Source organism: Tenuifilum sp. 4138str (genome assembly GCF_041102575.1).
In the GTDB taxonomy this organism is placed as follows: Bacteria; Bacteroidota; Bacteroidia; order Bacteroidales; family Tenuifilaceae; genus Tenuifilum; species Tenuifilum osseticum.
Map to the genome: position 1 here is coordinate 112,156 of NZ_JBGCUE010000008.1, position 20,606 is coordinate 132,761.

General features: G+C 41.7%; 17 protein-coding genes. 9 read left to right on the forward strand and 8 right to left on the reverse strand.

All coding sequences use genetic code 11. The annotated features are described in order from the left end of the window. Positions 1–12 precede the first annotated feature (12 nt). Positions 13–960 carry a phosphoribosylaminoimidazolesuccinocarboxamide synthase gene (locus AB6811_RS09070; protein ID WP_369490131.1) on the reverse strand — a complete coding sequence of 316 codons (948 nt, stop codon included), beginning with the start codon at positions 958–960 and terminating at the stop codon, positions 13–15. Positions 961–970: 10 nt separating this feature from the next. Continuing rightward, entirely contained in the window at positions 971–1,972 is a 1,002-nt protein-coding gene (locus AB6811_RS09075) for a PhoH family protein (protein ID WP_369490132.1), read from the reverse strand. A 174-nt stretch (positions 1,973–2,146) separates the two neighbouring features. Here AB6811_RS09075 and AB6811_RS09080 point away from each other — a divergent pair, with 174 nt between their 5' ends. The 6 genes from AB6811_RS09080 (at position 2,147) to AB6811_RS09105 (ending at position 11,125) form a co-directional block, all read left to right on the forward strand. Next, a complete protein-coding gene (locus AB6811_RS09080) occupies positions 2,147–2,950 on the forward strand; it encodes an SAM hydrolase/SAM-dependent halogenase family protein (RefSeq protein ID WP_369490133.1) in 804 nt (267 codons plus the stop codon). Next, on the forward strand, positions 2,950–3,744 hold the full coding sequence (gene mazG / locus AB6811_RS09085; protein ID WP_369490134.1) for a nucleoside triphosphate pyrophosphohydrolase: 795 nt from the start codon (positions 2,950–2,952) through the stop codon (positions 3,742–3,744). The genes AB6811_RS09080 and mazG overlap by 1 nt, the downstream gene beginning before the upstream one ends. 12 nt (positions 3,745–3,756) lie before the next feature. Then, entirely contained in the window at positions 3,757–4,839 is a 1,083-nt protein-coding gene (locus AB6811_RS09090) for an ABC transporter permease (protein ID WP_369490135.1), read from the forward strand. Between the two features lie 81 nt (positions 4,840–4,920). Beyond that, positions 4,921–5,676, forward strand: a complete 756-nt coding sequence (tpiA, locus tag AB6811_RS09095; RefSeq protein WP_369490136.1) for a triose-phosphate isomerase — start codon at positions 4,921–4,923, stop codon at positions 5,674–5,676. Between the two features lies 1 nt (position 5,677). Next, complete coding sequence (gene prmA, locus AB6811_RS09100; RefSeq protein WP_369490137.1) at positions 5,678–6,514, forward strand: 50S ribosomal protein L11 methyltransferase; 837 nt, start codon at positions 5,678–5,680, stop codon at positions 6,512–6,514. Positions 6,515–6,553: 39 nt separating this feature from the next. Then, entirely contained in the window at positions 6,554–11,125 is a 4,572-nt protein-coding gene (locus AB6811_RS09105) for a hypothetical protein (RefSeq protein WP_369490138.1), read from the forward strand. Here the strand turns inward: AB6811_RS09105 and AB6811_RS09110 are convergent. Continuing rightward, positions 11,122–11,619: a metallophosphoesterase family protein gene (locus AB6811_RS09110; RefSeq protein ID WP_369490139.1), complete on the reverse strand. Its 498-nt coding sequence runs from the start codon at positions 11,617–11,619 to the stop codon at positions 11,122–11,124. The two genes, AB6811_RS09105 and AB6811_RS09110, sit on opposite strands and share 4 nt — an antisense overlap. A gap of 231 nt (positions 11,620–11,850) precedes the next feature. Between AB6811_RS09110 and AB6811_RS09115 the strand changes: the two genes are divergently transcribed. After that, a complete protein-coding gene (locus AB6811_RS09115; protein WP_369490140.1) occupies positions 11,851–12,558 on the forward strand; it encodes a 16S rRNA (uracil(1498)-N(3))-methyltransferase in 708 nt (235 codons plus the stop codon). A gap of 347 nt (positions 12,559–12,905) precedes the next feature. On the opposite strand, the gene AB6811_RS09120 is transcribed toward AB6811_RS09115, so the two are convergent. The 5 genes from AB6811_RS09120 to AB6811_RS09140 form a co-directional block, all read right to left on the reverse strand. Beyond that, entirely contained in the window at positions 12,906–13,106 is a 201-nt protein-coding gene (locus AB6811_RS09120; RefSeq protein WP_369490141.1) for a type II toxin-antitoxin system antitoxin, read from the reverse strand. Between the two features lie 6 nt (positions 13,107–13,112). Then, entirely contained in the window at positions 13,113–13,970 is an 858-nt protein-coding gene (locus AB6811_RS09125) for an SPFH domain-containing protein (RefSeq protein WP_369490142.1), read from the reverse strand. Between the two features lie 85 nt (positions 13,971–14,055). Continuing rightward, positions 14,056–14,262 carry a hypothetical protein gene (locus AB6811_RS09130; RefSeq protein ID WP_369490143.1) on the reverse strand — a complete coding sequence of 69 codons (207 nt, stop codon included), beginning with the start codon at positions 14,260–14,262 and terminating at the stop codon, positions 14,056–14,058. Between the two features lie 241 nt (positions 14,263–14,503). Continuing rightward, positions 14,504–15,961, reverse strand: coding sequence for an RtcB family protein (locus AB6811_RS09135; protein WP_369490144.1), 1,458 nt, complete (start codon positions 15,959–15,961; stop codon positions 14,504–14,506). Between the two features lie 107 nt (positions 15,962–16,068). Continuing rightward, positions 16,069–16,668, reverse strand: a complete 600-nt coding sequence (locus AB6811_RS09140) for an RNA polymerase sigma factor (protein ID WP_369490145.1) — start codon at positions 16,666–16,668, stop codon at positions 16,069–16,071. A gap of 351 nt (positions 16,669–17,019) precedes the next feature. On the opposite strand from AB6811_RS09140, the gene AB6811_RS09145 reads away from it, so the two are divergent. Together AB6811_RS09145 and AB6811_RS09150 are read left to right on the forward strand one after the other, a co-directional pair. Next, positions 17,020–17,301, forward strand: a complete 282-nt coding sequence (locus AB6811_RS09145; protein ID WP_369490146.1) for a hypothetical protein — start codon at positions 17,020–17,022, stop codon at positions 17,299–17,301. A gap of 211 nt (positions 17,302–17,512) precedes the next feature. Beyond that, the gene (locus tag AB6811_RS09150) at positions 17,513–20,602 is read left to right on the forward strand and encodes a SusC/RagA family TonB-linked outer membrane protein (RefSeq protein ID WP_369490147.1); all 3,090 of its coding nucleotides are present in this window, start codon (positions 17,513–17,515) and stop codon (positions 20,600–20,602) included. The last annotated feature ends 4 nt before the right edge of the window (positions 20,603–20,606 follow it).

Below are 20,606 nucleotides of genomic sequence, written 5' to 3' on the forward strand. Positions count from 1 at the left end.
TCTTGTTCAATACTACATGCTTTGTAAGAAAGCCTTAACGTTTTTCTCAATCCTATTCAGAATATCCTCGTCGCTGTGAGCCTTTTGGAACCTGTCGCCTGTAATTTTCTCGTACAGCTCAATGTAGCGGTTTGATACCTGCTCAATAAATTCAGGGGTCATTTCGGGTACGGTTTGCCCCTCCTTACCTTGGAAACCATTGGCCATGAGCCATTCACGGACAAATTCCTTTGAGAGTTGACGTTGCTCCTCGCCCTTCTCAAACCGTTCATTGTAACCATCAAGGTAAAAGTACCGCGATGAGTCAGGAGTATGGATTTCATCAATCAGGTATATTTTCCCATCCTTTTTGCCAAACTCATACTTGGTGTCAACCAAAATAAGACCCATTTTCTCAGCAATCTGGGTTCCCCGCTCGAACAATGCTAGTGTATATTTTTCTAGAAGGTTGTAATCGGCTTCGCTTACTAAGCCTTTAGCAATTATCTCTTCACGTGAAATGTCCTCATCGTGCCCCTCTTCGGCTTTGGTGGTGGGAGTGATAATTGGTTTCGGGAATTTTTGATGCTCCTTCATGCTTTCGGGAAGGGGAACGCCGCAAAGTGAGCGCTTGCCTGATTTGTACTCACGCCAAGCATGACCTGTCAGGTAGCCGCGCACCACCATTTCAACCTTGAAGGGTTCGCAATAGTGTCCAACTGTTACCATTGGATCGGGCGAGGCTATTTTCCAGTTAGGAACAATATCGGCAGTTGCGTCAAGAAACTTGTTGGCAATCTGGTTGAGGACTTGACCCTTGAATGGTATCCCTTTGGGAAGGATTACATCAAAGGCCGAGATCCTGTCAGTTACCACCATCACAAGAAACTGGTTGTTGATGTTGTACACATCGCGTACTTTCCCATGGTACACTGAAACCTGTCCGGGGAACTTGAAATCGGTGCGGGTGATTGCTTTCATCTTTTTTGTTTTATTTGGTTTGATTATCATCACTTTTCGCATCGGTTTGAATATCGGTTTTGCCCTTGGCCTCCTCAAATGCGTTTACTATGTATTTTACCAGCTTATGGCGAATGATGTCGCGGGTATCAAAGTATATTATTGCAATATCTTTTATTCCCTCCAGGAGTTTGATTGCTTTAACTAAGCCTGAGTCATCCTTGTTTGGCAGGTCAATTTGTGTAATATCGCCTGTTACAATGAACTTTGCGTTGCTTCCCATACGGGTAAGAAACATTTTCAGTTGGCTGAGAGTGGTGTTTTGGGCTTCGTCAAGTATTACAAAGGCATTGTCGAGCGTACGGCCGCGCATGTAGGCAAGTGGGGCAATCTGAACAGTACCATCTTCCATAAACTCCTGGAGTTTCTTTGGGGGAATCATATCGTGTAGGGCATCGTAAAGGGGTTGCAGGTATGGGTCAAGCTTTTCTTTCATATCGCCAGGTAAAAAGCCCAAGCGTTCCCCAGCTTCAACGGCTGGGCGGGTCAATATTATGCGTTTTACCTCCTTGTTGCGTAGCGCCCTTACCGCAAGGGCAATGGCTGTATATGTTTTCCCTGATCCAGCCGGACCAATGGCAAAAATCAGGTCGTTACTTTCATACATCTCTACCAGCTTGCGCTGATTTACTGTTCGAGCCTTTACGATTTTACCATGGTTGCCGTAAACCAGCACATCGGTTATGTCCTCTTCTGCCTTTTCAATGGATTCAGGGTTGTTTTGCAGGATATCTTTGATATTGGTTTCACTTAAGTACCCATACTTGATGTGAAAGTCAACCATGGCATGAACTTTCTGATCCAAGTCCTCTATAAGTTGCTCATCGCCAACAGCCTTAATAGTATTCCCTCTTCCGATGATTTTTAGCTTTGGGTAGTGCTTGGTTATTAAGTCGAAGCGGGTATTGTTAACCCCATAAAGCACCAAGGGGTCAATCCCTTCAATAATGATAGTTCTCTCGCCTGCTGCCATTAATACCTGTTGGGTTATGTATGCAAAGATAATCTAAAACCAGTCAAATTTTTGTGTTTGTAACCGTAAGATATCAAAAAATACTAACAGCTAAATGGTTAGTAAGTTTAGCAGGCTAAATTCTGAAATTATTAATTTTCTGGTTTACTTTTGTATTGATTTTTGGTCTCTTAAATGGAAGCAACCAATACCCGTTTTGTAACTCTTACCACCGATTGGGGCAACCAGGATTACTACCTTGGGATGCTCTGCGGGAAACTTTATTCCATTTCGCCCAACTTGAAGGTTGTGGAGTTAAGCCATAAAGTACCTACGTATAATTACATGCATGCTGCATTTCTGATAAAGCATTCCTTTAGCCATTTCCCTAAAGGGTCAATTCATATTTGCATGGTGAATAGCGATACCTCGGACAACATGCGCATGCTTTTTTTTGAATACCAGGGCCATTACTTCATTACACCTGATAACGGGACCATATCGTTAATTGCTGATGTTTTGCCCGAAGTGGTCCATGCAATTCCTGTTGATGACACCCGTAGTTTTGGTTCAATGGATTCGGTAATACTGGCTTTGGAGGTACTACTTTCCGAAAATGGCCAAACCGATTTCGCCATTGAAGCATCGGGTATTAAAAGGTTTACGCCTATTCTGCCAATCCCTGAAAACGATGCGATTACTGGAAGCGTTATATATATCGATTCCTACTTTAATGCAATAACCAACATCACTCGCGACGATTTCGAAGCTATTCGGAAGTCCAGAAAGTACTCCATATATGTTCATCGGTTCTCGCATGGAATAAGCAAGCTAAGTAATTCATACAAGGATGTAGAAAAGGGCGATTTGCTTGCGCTTTTCAACTCCTTGGGTTTGCTTGAGATAGCTGTCCGCGAAGGTTTTGCCGCTCAAATGTACAACCTCTCAGTTGGCTCAAATATAATGGTTCGTTTTTACGACGATAAAATTTTACGGTGATGAATGATAGCGATAGAAAACAACGTGCAAGCGAAGCTTTTCAAAGATTAATCGGAATCATGGACGACTTGCGCGCCAAATGTCCCTGGGATAGGGAACAAACATTTGAATCAATCCGCCCATTAACCATTGAGGAAACCTATGAACTTTCCGAGGGAATTCTGGGAAAGGATTACAATCTAATCCGCAAGGAACTTGGCGATTTGCTGCTGCATATTGTTTTCTACTCGAAAATTGCAGAGGAGGATAACCGGTTTGATATTGTTGATGTTATAAACTCGCTGTGCGACAAGCTTATATATCGTCATCCTCATATTTACGGCAATGTTAAGGTTAACGATGCGAGTCAGGTTGTTGAGAACTGGGAGCAGCTTAAAATTAAGGAGAAGGATGGCAATAAAACTGTTCTTTCAGGGGTTCCAACGGCTTTACCTGCACTCATAAAGGCCAATCGAATTCAGGAAAAAGTACGGGCCGTTGGGTTCGATTGGGATGAACGTTCCCAGGTTTGGGATAAGGTTCAGGAAGAACTCAATGAGCTTAGGCATGAGGTTGAGGTAACCAATTCCACCGATGACATTGAGAAAGAATTTGGCGATTTACTTTTCTCCGTGGTGAATGCCGCTAGGCTTTATGGGGTTGACCCCGAAACCGCGCTGGAACGAACAAACCGAAAGTTTATGAAAAGATTCACCTACCTGGAACAACAAACCATCCAGATGGGACGCTCACTTAAGGATATGACCCTTGATGAGATGAACGAGATTTGGGAAGAGGCTAAAAGGTTCGATTAACATTTAAAGTAAATGTTCCTATACCTTGTTCGAAAATTGTTTTACACGTTTCTGGTGATTTTTGGCGTTGCCAGTCTGGTTTTCATTCTTTTTAACCTTATTCCTGGCGATCCCGCTCGCATGGTTCTTGGCCAACGAACCGATTCGCTATCCGTAAAGGCAGCACGTACCGATTTAGGCCTCGACCTACCGGTTTGGAAGCAGTACTTGAAGTATTTAAACGACATTTCGCCACTATCGGTGCATAATCCAAGTAATGGTAAAAGTTCCATTTACCTCGATACACTTATTTATGGGAAACCCTTAGTGCTTGGGAAAATGGCATCGAATAGGGTATTGGTAGCAAAACAGCCATACCTTCGTCGTTCATACCAAAGTCGTCAACCTGTTTCCACAGTTGTTATGTCAACTCTGCCCAACACATTCTATCTTGCACTGGTGGCAATACTCTTTGCAACAATTGTTGGAATTGCAATGGGGATAACTGCCGCAATTTACAAGGATAGCGTTTGGGATAGGTTGCTGCTTGTTAACTCTGCGCTAGGTATGGCTTTGCCATCATTCTTTGCTGCCATACTCATAGGTTGGCTTTTTGCCATAGTGCTTGGCAAGTATACAGGACTTAACCTTACCGGTAATCTTTGGGAAGTTGATGATTTAGGGGAAGGGATTCATCTTAAATGGCAAAACATCATTTTGCCTGCATTAACTCTTGGCTTACGTCCACTTGGCATAATCACCCAGCTAATGCGAAGCTCATTGCTGGAAACATTAAGCCAGGACTATATCAGAACAGCTAAAGCAAAGGGATTGCCTTATAGGAAGGTGATCTTTAAACATGCTCTCCGTAATTCCCTGAACCCTGTTGTAACATCCATTTCGGGTTGGTTTGCCTCAATGATGGCTGGTGTTGTATTTGTTGAGTATATCTTTAGCTGGAAAGGACTTGGTTATGTTATGGTAAACGCGCTTAATAGTTACGATGTGCCCCTTGTTATTGGCTGCGTTCTTACGGTTGCTGTAATTTTTAGCATAGTAAACCTGTTGGTCGATATACTATATGGTATTCTTGACCCGAGGGTCAGAATCGGCTGATGTATCGGAATTTTGTTGTAAATTTGATAGCAAAAGGTTAATTAATGCTTGAATGATTATACTTAATTTAAATCGATTGCGATGAGAAGAAAAATTGTTGCTGGGAACTGGAAGATGAATACATTGCCTTCCGAAGGTTTGGCTCTTGCCAAGGATGTTATAGCAAAATCAGCTGAGGTTTCAAGCGGTGTTGAGTTGGTAGTAATCCCACCATTCACTCACCTGAACGAGGTAACAAAACTAGCCAGCGGAACCCGTGTTGCAGTGGGAGCCCAGAATTGTGCACGCTGGCAATCGGGTGCTTACACCGGCGAGGTGTCAGCTGCCATGCTTGGCGCTATGGGAGTTGAGTATGTAATTATCGGACATTCCGAGAGGCGCGAATACTTTGGTGAAACCAATTCCCAGCTTTACGATAAGATTCAGCAAGCCCTTTCAAGCAATCTGATGCCCATTTTTTGCTGTGGCGAAAAACTGGATGAACGCGAAGCCAATCAACATTTTCAGGTTGTTAAGCAACAGGTTGAGGAATCGCTATTTGCGCTCGATGAGCAAAGCATTAAGCAGGTTGTTATTGCTTACGAACCCGTTTGGGCAATTGGCACTGGTAGAACTGCCACTACCGAACAGGCACAGGAAATGCATGCCTACATCCGTAATCTGATTGCTGGCAAGTATGGCTCTCAAATTGCTGACTCTATTAGCATCCTTTACGGAGGTAGCTGTAAACCGTCCAATGCCGCTGAAATTTTTGCTAAACCCGATGTTGATGGCGGATTAATTGGTGGCGCCTCATTGGTTGCAGCTGACTTTATTGCTATTGCAAAATCGTTCTAGGATGGGTTACACCGAACTCAAAATAAGGATCAAACCATACACAGCCGAAACAGCTGAAATTCTCATTGCCCAACTTGCCGAGTTGGGCTTTGAGAGTTTCATGGAAAATGAACCCGAACTACTGGCGTACATTAATACTGCAACTCTAAAAAAATTACCTGCCAATTTTATTGGACTTATTGAGTTGCCTGAGGGTGTTAGAATTGATTATGAGCTGAACAGTATTGCCGACAAGAATTGGAACGAGGTGTGGGAGTCGAATTTTGAGCCAATCATTGTCGATAACAGATGTTTGGTAAAGGCATCGTTCCATACCGATACCCCAAAAACCGATTACGAGATATTAATCGACCCAAAGATGTCGTTTGGAACGGGTCACCATCAAACCACACACATGATGATTGAGGCGCTTCTCAACCATCAGGTTGAGGGGCTTACCGTTCTCGACATGGGTTGTGGAACCGGTGTGCTTGCCATTCTTGCCGAAATGCGCGGTGCGCAAAACGTTGTGGCTATCGATAACGATGAATGGGCTTACCGCAACACGCTGGAAAACATTGACAATAATGGCTGCAAACGCATCACGGCCTATTTAGGCGATGCAGAGCTGCTTAAAGGAAGATCATTCGATTTGATTCTTGCCAATATCAACCTTAATATCCTTTTAGCCGATATGGCTGCATACGTTAACAGCCTTAAAAGTGGTGGAAGTATTTTCATGAGTGGCATTTTAAGGGATGATGTTGAAACGCTCAGGAATGCTGCCGAAAGGTTAGGCCTATCGTTTAGTGAGGTTAATTATAGGGATAATTGGGCTATGGTTGCTTTCCGTAAGTAGTTTCTATTATGTATCGGCTTTCATATGGCTAAATCTTATGTGTATAGAAGAATATTGATAATTGCGCTGCTGCTTACCGCATTTAGCCTTCTGTATGCTGTGTTCAATAGCCAGGATAAGAAGTTTTCCGGCCAGGTACCCCTTTTCCCTGCGGAACTTAATTCGCTTGTAAGCGATAAAGTGAAGGAGCAGGAAGAGGTTTTTTTAAAGGGATTCCCGGCATTTTGGCTTTCCGATACTATCGAAATATCAAAAAAAGAGGCAATTATTGGTACGGCCAATCAGATTCTCGAGGTTTTGCCCGACGATAAGTCTTATATACTAAGCTATGTAAAACTCATAGCAGATTTTTACCGCAACCAGTATGCAAAAAATCAGTTCGAAACATGGTTCAGTTACTTAAACAAGGCATTGGCTGATGGATTTATTAAATCCGATAATCTCCGAACATTGATTCGTTTTTCTGGTTCTCTTATCGATAGTTCATTTATTTCCATAAATACTTCCCACACATGGAAGGTTTTACCAGCAAATTCGTATACCCTCACCTTAAAAAATAACGATTTGCTGGTTAACTTCCAGAATATCAACCTGATTTGCAGGAACAATCGCACCGATAGTATTTTTATAAGAGGAACATCGGGTAATCTGGATATAATTAAGCAGTCGTGGGAGGGGAAAAACGGTAAGGTTACATGGATTCGTTCAAAATTCGACGAATCAAAAATTTTTGTGGCACTCAATAGGTACAGAATTGAGCTAAGGCAAAGTGAATATACAGCCGATTCTGTATTGCTAAATTATCCTGAGTACTTCAAAAAACCTATTCTTGGCAGAATTGTGGATAAGGTTACGCCAATATACCAGTCGGGAATAGTTGATTACCCTGAGTTTAACCCCTACCAGAAATGGTTTGAGGTTAAGAATATCTTTAAGGATGTTGACTATTCAGGAAATTTCAGTATTACAGGTTCCAAGTTAGTTGGAATTGGCCCCGATGGTGGTTTGGCCAAGGTAACAGTTCACCGAAAGGGAAAACCCTTTATGGTGGCCGAGGGGCGAATGGTTTTAATTGAGCAGTCGCGCTTAAGCTCGGATAAAGCCAAGGTTGTTTTTTACATTGATAAAGACTCAATATACCATAACGGTTTATCGTTTGCATACCATAATCCTACAAGAACTGTAATGGTAAACCCTACCGATAGGTTAACCACTCAAAGTCCTTTCTACAGTTCATACCACAAAATCAACCTTTGGTCAAACCAGCTAACATGGAGTATTGAAAAGGATGAAATTACCTTTGGTAGCAGCTTAGGCGCTTCAATATCAAAGGCTGAGTTTGAGTCGGAGAACTTTTTCAATCAAGACCTGTTCGATAGCATGATGGATGCCAGTGAGTTCCATCCTGTGCTTACCGTTTGGAACTATACTCGTAGGATTAAAAGTAACACTTTTTTAGCATCCGATTTGGCTGTACATGTGCGCAGAGCGCCTGAGGAAGTTAAAATAGCCATGATGCGCTTAGCCAAGTTAGGGTATGTGCTTTACAATTTTGAAACCGACGAGGTTACCATCACCGATAAGTTAAAGTATAATGTAATGGCCCGTTTTGGCCGAACCGATTTTGATGTCATCAGGTTTCAATCCACTACTCCCGGTACACAGCCCAATGCTCGCCTCGATTTAAATAACTTAAATCTTGCCATTGAGGGGGTAAACTATATTTCTGTGAGCGATTCGCAAAACGTATTTATTTCCCCATACAAGAAAAGTATTACCTTCCAGAAAAACAGGAATTTTGAGTTTGGAGGTAGCGTTAGGGCTGGTTTATTTACCTTTTACGGTAAAGCATTCAGGTTTGACTATTCGCAGTTTAAGGTTGAGTTGAATAAAGTTGATTCGCTGATTATTGATTACCAAACCGATTACCGCGATAACTACGGTCGAAGGATATTGCAGGGGGTAGCCAATGCACTTCACATAATCTCAGGCGATATACTTATTGATAAACCCTACAATAAGTCGGGTAGGGAGTACAACCCGCAGTACCCCATATTCAACTGTACCAGCAAGTCTTACGTTTACTACGATGCATCTTACATATACGGGGGCGTTTATAAACGCGACTCCTTTTACTTTGAAATTCAGCCTTTTGTTTACCAAAACATGGACAACTTTGAAAAGGCTGACATGAATTTCAAGGGAATTCTGTACTCCGGTAATATTCTCGCCCCCATTGAGGAAACGCTCCGTATTCGTCCCGATAACTCCCTTGGTTTTATCACTACTACTCCTTCCGAGGGCATGGCTGTCTATAAAGGTAAGGGGTGGGTTTTTAATAAAATCGACCTGAGCAATCAGGGGCTTTTTGTTGATGGTAGTATCGATTATATTACATCAACTACACAGTCCGATAGAATGATGCTTTTCCCCGATTCAATGGTTACTGTATCTACGGGCTTTCATATTGCAAAAAGGGAGACTGGCATTGAGTTTCCAAATGTTAAAGGCAATAAACATAGCATCAAATGGCTCCCTAAGGCTGATAGGATGTTTATATCCAAAGGTGAAAAACCCTTTGTGCTTTACGATAGCTTGGCAACTTTTAGCGGGGACCTACAGCTTCAGCCCTTGGGCTTGACCGGAGCTGGTTTACTGAATGTGCCCAATGGCAAACTCTCGTCATCGCTATTCGAGTACTCCTCAAATGCGCTAGCCACTAACGAGTCAACACTAACTATTTTTAAAACTAATACCGATAGCGTTGCCCTTGAAACTGCACAGGTCAAGGCGACTATTAACTTTGCAAACATGCTTGGCGAGGTCAGCCGAGTTGGCAAAAGCATTTTTGCTTCGCTCGATGCTTTAAGGTATAGTACTTACCACGACCGTTTTAAATGGGACCTCAAAGGGTATAAGGTTTACTTTGAAACATTAATGGTTCAGGAAGATGTTTTGGCCGGAAAGTTTAGGGTTAGCAACATGGTTGATAGGGACAGCATACCCCGTGGAAATCTGTTTTTCAGTACCAAGCCGGCCGAGGACTCACTATACTTCTTCGCACCAAGGGCAGTTTACAATACCGATAGAATACATTTGGTTGCCGATAGTGTTAAGTATATTATAACTGCCGATGCTACGGTTTTTCCAAAAAACAAAAAGGTTGAGGTGGATGCTACCAAACGTATGTATAAGTTCACCAATGCCAAGGTTAGGGCTAACAATGCAACGGCGTACCATGTTTTGCATGACGCTGAGATTAAGATTAACGGACGGAAAAGCTACGGTGGTTCGGCATACTACGATTACGTTGATGAACGCGATTCAATACAAACCATCTACTTTCCAAAGGTTTACTCTGATAACAATATGAATACCTATGCCGAGGGTACGATAACTGAGCCCGATAGTTTTAGGTTAAGCCCAAATTTTGCTTACATTGGTAGCGTTAGCCTCAGTGCCCCTGAAAAGTTCCTTTCCTTTAAGGGTGGGGCAAAGCCAATTTACAACTGCCCAGGAACCATTGGTCAGTGGGTTCGATTTGAATCGTCAATCAATCCCAAGCGGGTTTTAATCCCAATTGGCCCTGATCCTCGCAACATGAACCTCCATCGCTTAATTAGCGGAACAGCCATTGCCGAGGATTCTTTAAAATTGTATGGTGGTCTTTTGCGCAGTCGCAAGTTCTGGGAGGATTCATCGCTGGTAACAGCTACAGGATACATGGAGTTCAACAATAAAAACCGCCGTTTTACCATTGCTCCCCTATACAAGTTAGATAACCCCGATTCATCAGGGAATAGCGTTAGCCTCCAAAAGGACTACTGCTGGGCTTTTGGTGAGGGCAACGTGCGATTACCCATAAAGTTAGGCCATGTTACCTCGCAGGTTTACGGTAGCGTAATCCATAAACTGGAGAAAAACGACGTAACCATTGATGCAATCGTCCGTTTGAACTTTCATTTCAACCAAAAAGCCCTTGAGGCTATAGCCGCCCAGCTAAGCGGTTCCATCACTCTCGATAAGGTTGACTTAAGCCGTAAGCTTTACCGTAAAATGCTATACGATTGGCTTGATCCCAAGGAGTTGCCCGAAGCGTTAAGTCAACTTTCCCTTTTTGGTTCATTTACACAGATGCCCAAAAGCCTGGAGAGTACCATTATGCTTTCCGATGTTAAATTGAGGTGGGATCCTCAGAATAAATCGTTTGTTTCAGTTGGGAAAATTGGTGTGGGTACAATTGGTAATATTCAGGTAAACCGTTTTGTGAATGGGTTCATTGAGTACTACAAAGGACGCTTTAACGATAGGTTAATCCTTTACATCCATCTTGGCGACAACGAGTATTACTCGTTTTACTATGCCAATGGGGTAATGTTTGTCAGTGCCACCAATCCTGAATTTTATAATCCCATTGCCTCCCAAAAATCAAGAGAGCGAAAGGTAAAACCTTCAAAAGGAATGATGGGTTATAAGTATATGATTGGATCAAAACGTGAGCTAAACATAGCTCAGCGCCGCTATAAGGAGTTAGCCTTTGGCATTAAGTCCGATATTCCGGTTGAATCCGATGACGAAAACCCAAATAAGGAGAGGAATGAAGATGATTAAATGCCCCTCTTTTTTTCCCAAACCTCTAGTTCAAAAATATTAGAACCATCAATTTTTAGCCTAATTGCTGTTTTTACCTGATGGAAACCGCTGTTACCCGCTGCTCCCGGATTTACGTATAGCATATCCCAATGCTTATCGTACTTTACACGCAGTATATGGCTGTGTCCACACACTAAGATATTTACCCTTTTCTCCTTAAGGATTTCCCTAACTTTTTGATCGTAATGTCCTGGGGTACCCGCTATATGGGTAATCAGTACATTTACGTTTTCTGTTGTAAACAGCTGTGTTTCGGGATAAACCAGTCGGGTTTTGTAGTCGTCAATATTGCCATGAACGGCACGCAAGGGTTTAAACTTAGCCAAATTATCGGCCAACTCAAGCGATCCAATATCACCTGCATGCCAAATCACATCGCATGTTTCAAAAAATTCGGTAAGCCCTTTGTCCCAAAATCCGTGCGTATCCGATAGGATGCCAATTGCTTTCATCTTTTTATTCTGAAATTTGCCAACTCAAAGTTAAAAACTTCGGTCGAAATTGTAAATTTGCATCAATGCTGGTTAAGTATTGCTCCTGAGCTAATATTGTATTTCTAATCAATCTGTTCAACTATAGCAGGAAAAATTGAACTACTGAATGACCAACGAGGTATTGCGCTATGTTTAGCTTGACAAAAAATAATCACGGTATTACAATTTAAACCTTGAATCGCTATTCCCATGCAGATATTTTATGCCCCACAAATTGAAGGCGATGAGTATAGGCTACCTGAGGACGAGTCCAAGCATTGCATTCGGGTGCTACGGATGCAGTTAGGCGATGAGCTTTTCCTTACCGATGGTCGTGGAAATCTGCATAAAGCCCGTATTGCCGATGACAACCCCAAACGCTGTTTAGTTCAAATTGTTTCAACCCAGCATGAGTTCGGTAAAAGGCCTTTTAATCTGCATATTGCCATTGCGCCTACAAAAAACATAGAAAGGTTTGAATGGTTTTTGGAAAAGGCTACCGAGATTGGTGTTGATACCATTACCCCTCTGCTTTGCGATAGGTCGGAGCGTAAAGATATTAAGGTTGATAGGCTGCAAAAGATTTTGATTTCAGCCATGAAGCAATCGGTAAAGGCATACCTGCCAACTATTAATGCAATTCAACCATTTAAAAATTTCATAAAATCAACCCATCAGGCCGATTTTAAAACAATAGCTCATTGTAATAGCTGGGATTTACCTCCTTTTCAGCAGGTTATCCAGAGGGGTGGGAGTGTACTGGTTCTCATTGGCCCCGAAGGCGATTTCACTCCAGCCGAAGTAAACCTTGCGCTAAATAGTGGTTTCAGGGAGGTTAGCCTAAGCACATCGAGGTTACGGACCGAAACGGCTGGCGTTGTAGCCTGCCATACCGCAAACCTGATCAATGGCGTATAACCTTATGCCTCAAGTAAATCGAGCACATTTAGTGCTTTACACATCGCAAACTGAAAAAAAATACGTGTATTTGTAGCTGCACAAGTAAAGGGTGGTAAATTTTCGATTCTGAATGTTAAAACCAACTTAATCGTTAGGAGACAATTTTTACCAAGCTACATTATGTATTTGGTTTAATAGCGATTTTGTGTTTTTAAAGATGTTTTGAAAAAATACAAATCTTAATCGATTACGCTTTGTAAAACGCATAATTCGGATTAAAAAGCTTAGCGCCAGTATTACCAGCCATTAAAGCTTGACCCTTCACAAAGTCTCCACAGCCTCATTTTGGGCATGTTTACTTGGCTCTAACCCTCTTGGTTTTCATCGCTTTGATTTCCCTTCTCCTTTAACCTGGATTTTTTAAGCCTTCCGGCTTTCCTGAGTGCTTGGTCAATAATCCATTCTATTTGCCCATTGGTGCTACGAAATTCGTCTGCTGCCCATTTTTCCAGGGCAGCAAACTTTTCGTGATCGATTCGTAACACAAATGTTTTCTTTTTACTCATGGATGACTACTGGTGAAGTGTTCCGGCATTTACAATTGGCCTTGCCGATTCATCGGAGCATAGCACAACCATCAAGTTGCTAACCATTGCCGCCTTCTTCTCCTCGTCAAGGTCAACAATTTGTTTCTGCGATAGCTGGTCGAGCGCCATTTGAACCATTCCAACAGCACCCTCCACAATTTTGCTTCGGGCAGCCACTACTGCCGTTGCCTGCTGTCGGCGAAGCATTGCCCCCGCAATCTCCGATGCGTAAGCAATATAGTTGATTCTGGCCTCAATCACCTGTATACCTGCTATGGTTAACCTTTCTATTAGCTCGTTTTCGAGCTTATGGTTAACAACTTCGCCGCCTGCTCGTAGGGTAATTTCTTCCTCCTCGTGTTCAAAGTTGTCGTATGGGAACATTCCTGCCAGTTTCCGGAGTGCAGCATCGCTTTGCACCACCACAAAGTGTTCATATTCATCAACCTCAAATGATGCCTTGTAGGTATCCTTTACGCGCCAAACAAGCACCAACCCAATCATTATGGGATTACCAACTTTGTCATTAACCTTAATGGGCTCGCTGTTAAAGTTGCGTGCCCTAAGCGATATTCGCTTTTTTAGGTAGAATGGGTTTGTCCAGAAAAAACCGTTGCGCTTTATGGTGCCCATGTACTTTCCAAAAAGTATCAGCACTGCCGATTCGTTTGGGTTTACCACTATAAACCCTGGCATAATCAGCACTATTGGTAAAAAGCCAATAGCGTACCATGGCGATTCTGTTAAAATCAACAGGCTAATGGTTGCTGCTACCAGAATAAACCAGGCTGCCAGCATCAGGTAGCCCGATTTGGGATGAAATTCTTTTTCCATAGTTGTCATTATTAAAATGATATTAAAATGATATTGTAAATATATTAATCAATTATAGAAAAGTCAACAAAAAAGGCCGATTTTTTTTTCGGCCTTAATCTTTAATTTTTGATAAAAGTTGATAGAATTGTTTTTCGGGTGCTGGCGGTGTTACCTTTTCGAGTTTACTTAGGTAATCAGTAAAATACCTTTCAATTTCTCTTTGCTTATATGTATTATGCCCTGTGGCATCATTACGCGATGCCCCTTTTTTGGATTTACTATCAACTCTTTTGTTTCGCACTGCGTAGAAATTTACCATAGGCAAATTGGTTGATTGGTTTCAATATCAAAACGTATATGTACCGTAAGGTATTGCTTAAAGTTGAAAAAAAATTATTCAGAATAGTTCAGTAGGCACCCTATAAGTCCTCAAACGTTTTGGTTTTATCGACTTGTTCAGGTAATCCCTGCCTATCCAAATCGTACATTCTGAAATTTGGGAATGATAAAGCTTTGATGTTCGATTTGTCAACTGAATTTTTCAATTGGCGAGTCTGGGATTATTCCCAGCGATGTTTCCGTTCCGGGTTAGCCATTCTCACAATTTTGGGGTAGAACTTGGCAAGCACACTTACAAGGTCGGATTGGTAGGCCATTACTGTATCGATATCTTTGTATGCCATTGGCACCTCATCGAGCCCTGCACCTATAAGCTCTACGCCCCATTTCTCTAAGATGTAGTTTAGATCAGCCTGGGTAAACGTTTGTAACGCTTTGGATCGGGACATTTTACGGCCAGCTCCATGCGATGCCGATGAAAGCGAAGCCGGATTGCCCTTGCCCTTTATCACAAAGGCAGGATGAACCATTGAGCCTGGAATGATTCCGAGTGAATTAGGGTGGGCGGGTGTAGCGCCTTTCCGGTGAACAATGGCCTTACGTCCATCGGGAAGGCTCTCAATCCATGCAAAGTTATGGTGATTTTCAATCATCCTTAGGGGACTCTCATTCAGCTCACTTGCAACCTTGGCGTGGATTTCATGGTGGTTAGCCGATGCATATTCCCCGGCCAGGTTCATGGCGAGCCAGTATTCCTGTCCTTCCTGGCTATTCAAATCGAGCCAGGCCAAATGACGGGCTTTGCCTGGTAGTTTCACCTTTTCCATGGCAAGCTTTGAGTAGTAAAGGGCTATCTCACTGCCAAACCCCCGCGATCCTGAATGTGATAGCAATGTCAGGTAGCAACCGGGCTCAACTCCAAGCAAAGGGTCGAACTCGGTAATGCGCAACTCGCCCCATTCCACAAAGTGGTTACCGCCACCCGATGTTCCTAACTGGCTGTAAGCCAGATTGCGGAACTGCTTTATAACCTTTGTTGCCGACCACTCCTTTTTGTCAAAAAGCGAAGTGTCGATATGGTTTTTATTCTTACTTCCCACTCCAAAAATGGTAGTTCGGAGCAGGATTTGGCTTAACATCTCACTTTTGGTTCCAAAAATCTGTGGATTAATCGGATAAACGGACATGCACATCCGGCAGGCAATATCAACACCAACGGCGTATGGAATAACAACGTTTCCGGTTGTGGCTAAAACACCACCAATGGGCAAACCGTACCCCTCGTGGGCGTCGGCCATAAGTGAACCCGCAAGAGTAACGGGCAAACTCATGGCGTTTTCCATTTGTTCAATTGCTCCGGGCTCTATACCCTCGGCTCCATAAATTGTGTAGCTAAGTGGCTTACGTAATGTAACCTCACCTTGCAGCTCATTGCTTTTTGAATCAACACTGTTAATATTTTTAGTCTGTAGGTAAAGGGCAAGCGTTTTAAACCGATTGTCGGTATCAATTACTTCAGGTGTTTCAACAGCATTGCTTAGGTATTGTAGTAGTTCACCTTTTGTAACACGCTGGCTACGGAGTATGATATTGGCTTCACGGCAAATAGCAGCAACATCGAAGTTCCCTTTTGTTTTCAGAAAGTGAAGTTCCTTGGGTTTTAGCTTGTTCTTTCCCACGGGTTCGGTGTTTAGGGATTAGTGTTTAGCGCTTTGTTTTACGGGTGGTATAGCAATTACTATCAAGCATCAGCCGTCAGCTAACAACCATAATCCAGTAGGTCAACCTACCAAGCCATTTCAAACTCAAGGTTAAGGTTTTTCTCTTTCACCATTTTCCTCAGATTGATTAACGCGTAACGCATACGTCCTAAAGCTGTGTTGATACTAACATTGGTAATCTCAGCAATTTCTTTAAAGCTAAGGTCGCCGTAAAAGCGCAGCATGACCACCTCGCGCTGTTCTTCGGGCAAAAAGTCGATAAGCGCTCGTACTTCGTACAGCACGCGTTCATACACCAAGCGTTGCTCAACCGTAGCTTCAGCAAAACGCGGTGTGCTAAAAATATCCATCGGGAAATCGTTGTTGGATATTACGCGGTACTGCTTATTTTGCCGGAAATGGTCAATAACCATATTATGCGCTATACGCATTAGCCACGAGCCAAAACGGTTTGTTTCGGAGTACTTACCTTCCTTAACCGATTTAATGGCTTTTATAAAGGTCTCCTGAAGTATATCCTCAGCCAACTGGGGTTTTCGTACCATTAGCAACACATAGGTGTAAACCTTACGTTCATACCTTTTATATAATGCTTCAAGAGCTGAATTATTGCCCGCAATAAAATCCGACAAAAACTCACAGTCGGAACGACTTGTAGTATTCACGGCTACCTCCCTAAATTTGGTTAGCGCGTAGAGTTTCTATCGATAGGCAATTAGTTTTTTAGGGTTAAACTTCAATGCAATAATACAAATAATTGTAGTTTAGTGCAAATTTCTTTTAAACTTATACCAGGTTTAGGTGAAAAAGGTTACACAGACCGGACGGAAAAGTGAAAAGTTAAGGGGTAAAAGATTAATTGTGGCGCATGAGCGGTTAACAGTTAGCGTTTAACGGTTAAGGACTATCATTAGTTCTGCTAACTAAATCATTGTCACCGATTCACATAGGGTTACTTGCAGTATTTCACCGTGCAAATCCCCCAAATCCGTATCATTTGTGTTCCGTATCATATCATGAATGCCGAACAGCCTCGCTACCCATTACCAAGGGGAAATACACCCCGTAACGACAAATTGAGAGCCAGCGTTTTGGGGAATGGCGATATTCCAAATATTTATGGCGATGCACGCTATTTTAATACAAAGGGTGGCGTATCAAGGTTGCATTGCAAAAGGGAAGCATTCCAAAGTGCGATTTTGGGAAATCCAAATAAAAGGGATATGGGTGTTACTTGGCACATCTATTCTACGGCAACAATACTTCAGGTTCTGCCCAAGTTGCCCTACAGATTATAACGAACAGTTGGATTATTTCAACATTCTAAGATATTTATAAGAAATTGTATATCAATTTAATAAACAAAAAGTGTTTCAGTTTTTCATTTTTAACACTCGTTTTGTTAACAAAATATATCGAAAACGGTTGCTTTTTAAAAAAGTGTTACATATATTAGCAGCGGAAATAATATACTTAACTAACTATTATTGTAAACCTAAAACTTGTTCTATGAAAAAACTAAGCGTTTTTCTTGCAAGTTTGCTTCTGGCCGGTATAACCTTGGTTCAGGCGCAAACGGTAAGGATTACCGGAACAGTTACTAGTTCCGAGGATGGAATGCCCATGCCGGGTGTTTCAGTTGTTGTAAAGGGTACAACCATTGGTGCAACCACCGATGTGGATGGTAAGTATGATCTTGCCGTACCCGCTAATGCTCAAACCCTCACCTTCAGCTTTGTGGGGTACGAAACACAGGATATTGCTGTGGCTGGCCGCAGTGTTATCGATGTGGTTATGAAACCCGAATCGAAGCAGATAGAGGAGGTTGTTGTTACAGGATATACGACAAGAACTAAAAATTCTTTAACTGGTTCTACTGTTCAGGTAAAGAGTGAGGCTCTTAAGGATATTCCTGTAATTTCTGTTGATCAGTCACTGCAAGGTAAGGTTGCAGGTATGACAATTTCTGCATCTTCTGGTACTCCTGGTTCAATTCAAGATATTCGAATTCGCGGTGCAGGCTCTTTAAGTGCATCAAATGAACCGTTAGTTGTAATTGATGGGGTACCCGTTATTAACGGTGACTTGTCAGGAGCTGGTTCATATATGAGTACTCTAAGCGCTTTATCTGCGATTAACAACAACGACATTGAGTCAATTTCGGTATTGAAAGATGCTTCTGCCACTTCAGCTTATGGTGCTCGTGGTTCAAACGGTGTTATTGTAATTACTACAAAAAAAGGGAAAGTAGGAAAGACTCAATTTTCAGCAACCGCGTTTTATGGATTCCAGAATAAGGCTGTTGAAGGTCGCAAGGTTCTTACAGGATCACAACGCGAAGAGCTTTTCCTTGAAGCCCTTTATAATACTTATGGTACTGTTTATGGATTTACTGAAGATCAAGCATATAATTGGGCTTTATCATTACCAACTTCATCAACACCTTATGTTAGAGCCCAACTATTAAAAGCATGGATTGACGCCGGAAGACCAGTTAACGATTGGGATGATGCAATGAGAAATAAAAATGCCCCTATGCAAAATATTCAGATTTCAGCTACTGGAGGCGATAACTCATCTTCTTTCTATGCTTCGTTAGGCTACAATAAAACTGAATCTATTACAGTAGGCGCTGATTTTAAAAGGGTTAGCGGAGTGCTAAATTATTCCAAAAAGTTAACGGAGAAGATTAAACTTTCAAGTAACAATAATGTATCTAATGTTTTCCAAAATGGTTTGCTTTTGGAACAGTCGGCTTACTTTGCCAACCCAATGATGTCAAAGTATTTCATGTCGCCTTGGTATGCCCCTAAAAACCCAGATGGAACTCCAAATTTAAATGTTGGAAACCTTTATAACTGGTTATACCTTAAGGATCACGATGTTAAATATAATGATTTCACCAGAGGTATTACCAATAACGAATTGGAATGGGAAATTATTAAAGGGTTAAAATACAAGACAGTTGCATCTCTTGACTTCTCATTTATTAACTATAAAAATTATCAGAATAGAAACTACGGTGATAGTTTTGGTGAGAATGGTACTGTTGAAGAGAGTATGCAACGAATTTTTAATTACGTATTCCAAAACTCTCTTTCCTATAATTATTCTTTTGGTGATCATAATATTCAAGCAATGGCTTTGGTTGAATATCAAAAGAATAAAGATCGTTATGTATATGCTTATGGTGAAAGTTTTGTTACCGATGGTTTAACAAATGTTGCTTCTGCTGGAGCTAATAAAGATGCATCATCATCCTACACCGATTGGATGAATGCTTCATATCTAGGTATGTTAAATTACAACTACCAAGGTAAATATATTGCAGACTTTACTTACAGACGTGAGGGTTCTTCAAGATTTGCCAAGGGTAATAGGTTTGGTAACTTCTGGTCTTTTGGTGCTGCTTGGAATATCAGTAAAGAAGAGTTTCTGTCAAATGTTACTTTCATTGACAACCTTCGTTTAAGAGCTTCTTATGGTATAAGTGGTAACTCAGGCATTAGTCTTAATGCATACCAAGCGTTACTCGCATTTGATGCTGATTATGCAGGAGAGGGTGCTGTTTACCCTTCGGGCTATGGCAACAATTTCCTTACCTGGGAAAAAAATAACAACTATGATTTAGGTATCGATTTTGGATTTTTGAATCGTTTTAGTGGTTCAATTGCTTACTTTAACAAGAAAACCTTTGACCTTTTACAAGATGTACCCTTGTCTCTAACTTCAGGCCATAGTACTGTTACTCGAAATGTTGGTGAAGTTGTCAATAAGGGTATTGAAGCCATCATTAACGTTGACATTGTTAAGTCTAAAGACTTCAACGCTAATGTTTCGTTCAATTTTGCTACACTCGCTAATGAAGTAACAAAACTTGCAAAAGATGGTGAGGGTAACTACATCGTGATTGAAACTGGTACACGAAAGATTGATGTAGGGCATCCAATCTACGAATGGTATCTTAGAAAGTATGCAGGCGTTGATCCAAATACTGGATTGCCTCAATGGTATATCAACGGAAAAGACGATTCAGAAGGAATTACCAATGATTATTATGCAGCAAGACAGGCACTACAAGGAAAGAGTGCAACTCCTACCTATTCAGGAGGTGCTTCTGTTCATATAGATTTTAAAGGAATCTATTTTGATGCCAATTTATACTTTGCTGGAGGTCATCAAGTATTTGAAGATTGGTCATTTTATACATGGCATTCTGGTAGATATTCATTTGACCTCTATCAAGGTGTGGAGGATTTGATGAGGAGATGGCAGAATCCAGGTGATGTTACTGATGTTCCAATGGTTACATTTGATGGTACTGGCTATAATGCTTCGCGTTCTTCTACCCGGTTCCTTTTTGATGGAGATTATGTAAGGTTAAAAGATATAGTTATTGGATATAATCTACCCAAGAACCTATTAACAAAAATTGGTTATCAGGGTACTATATCTATTTTTGCAAGAGGTAATAATCTTTACACATGGGTTAAGGATAAAGACATGAAGTATGACCCCGAAGTTAGAGCTGACGGCTTTACCAGGTTTACTAACCCTCCTGTAAAAACTATGACCTTTGGTATAAATCTTAATTTCTAGTATA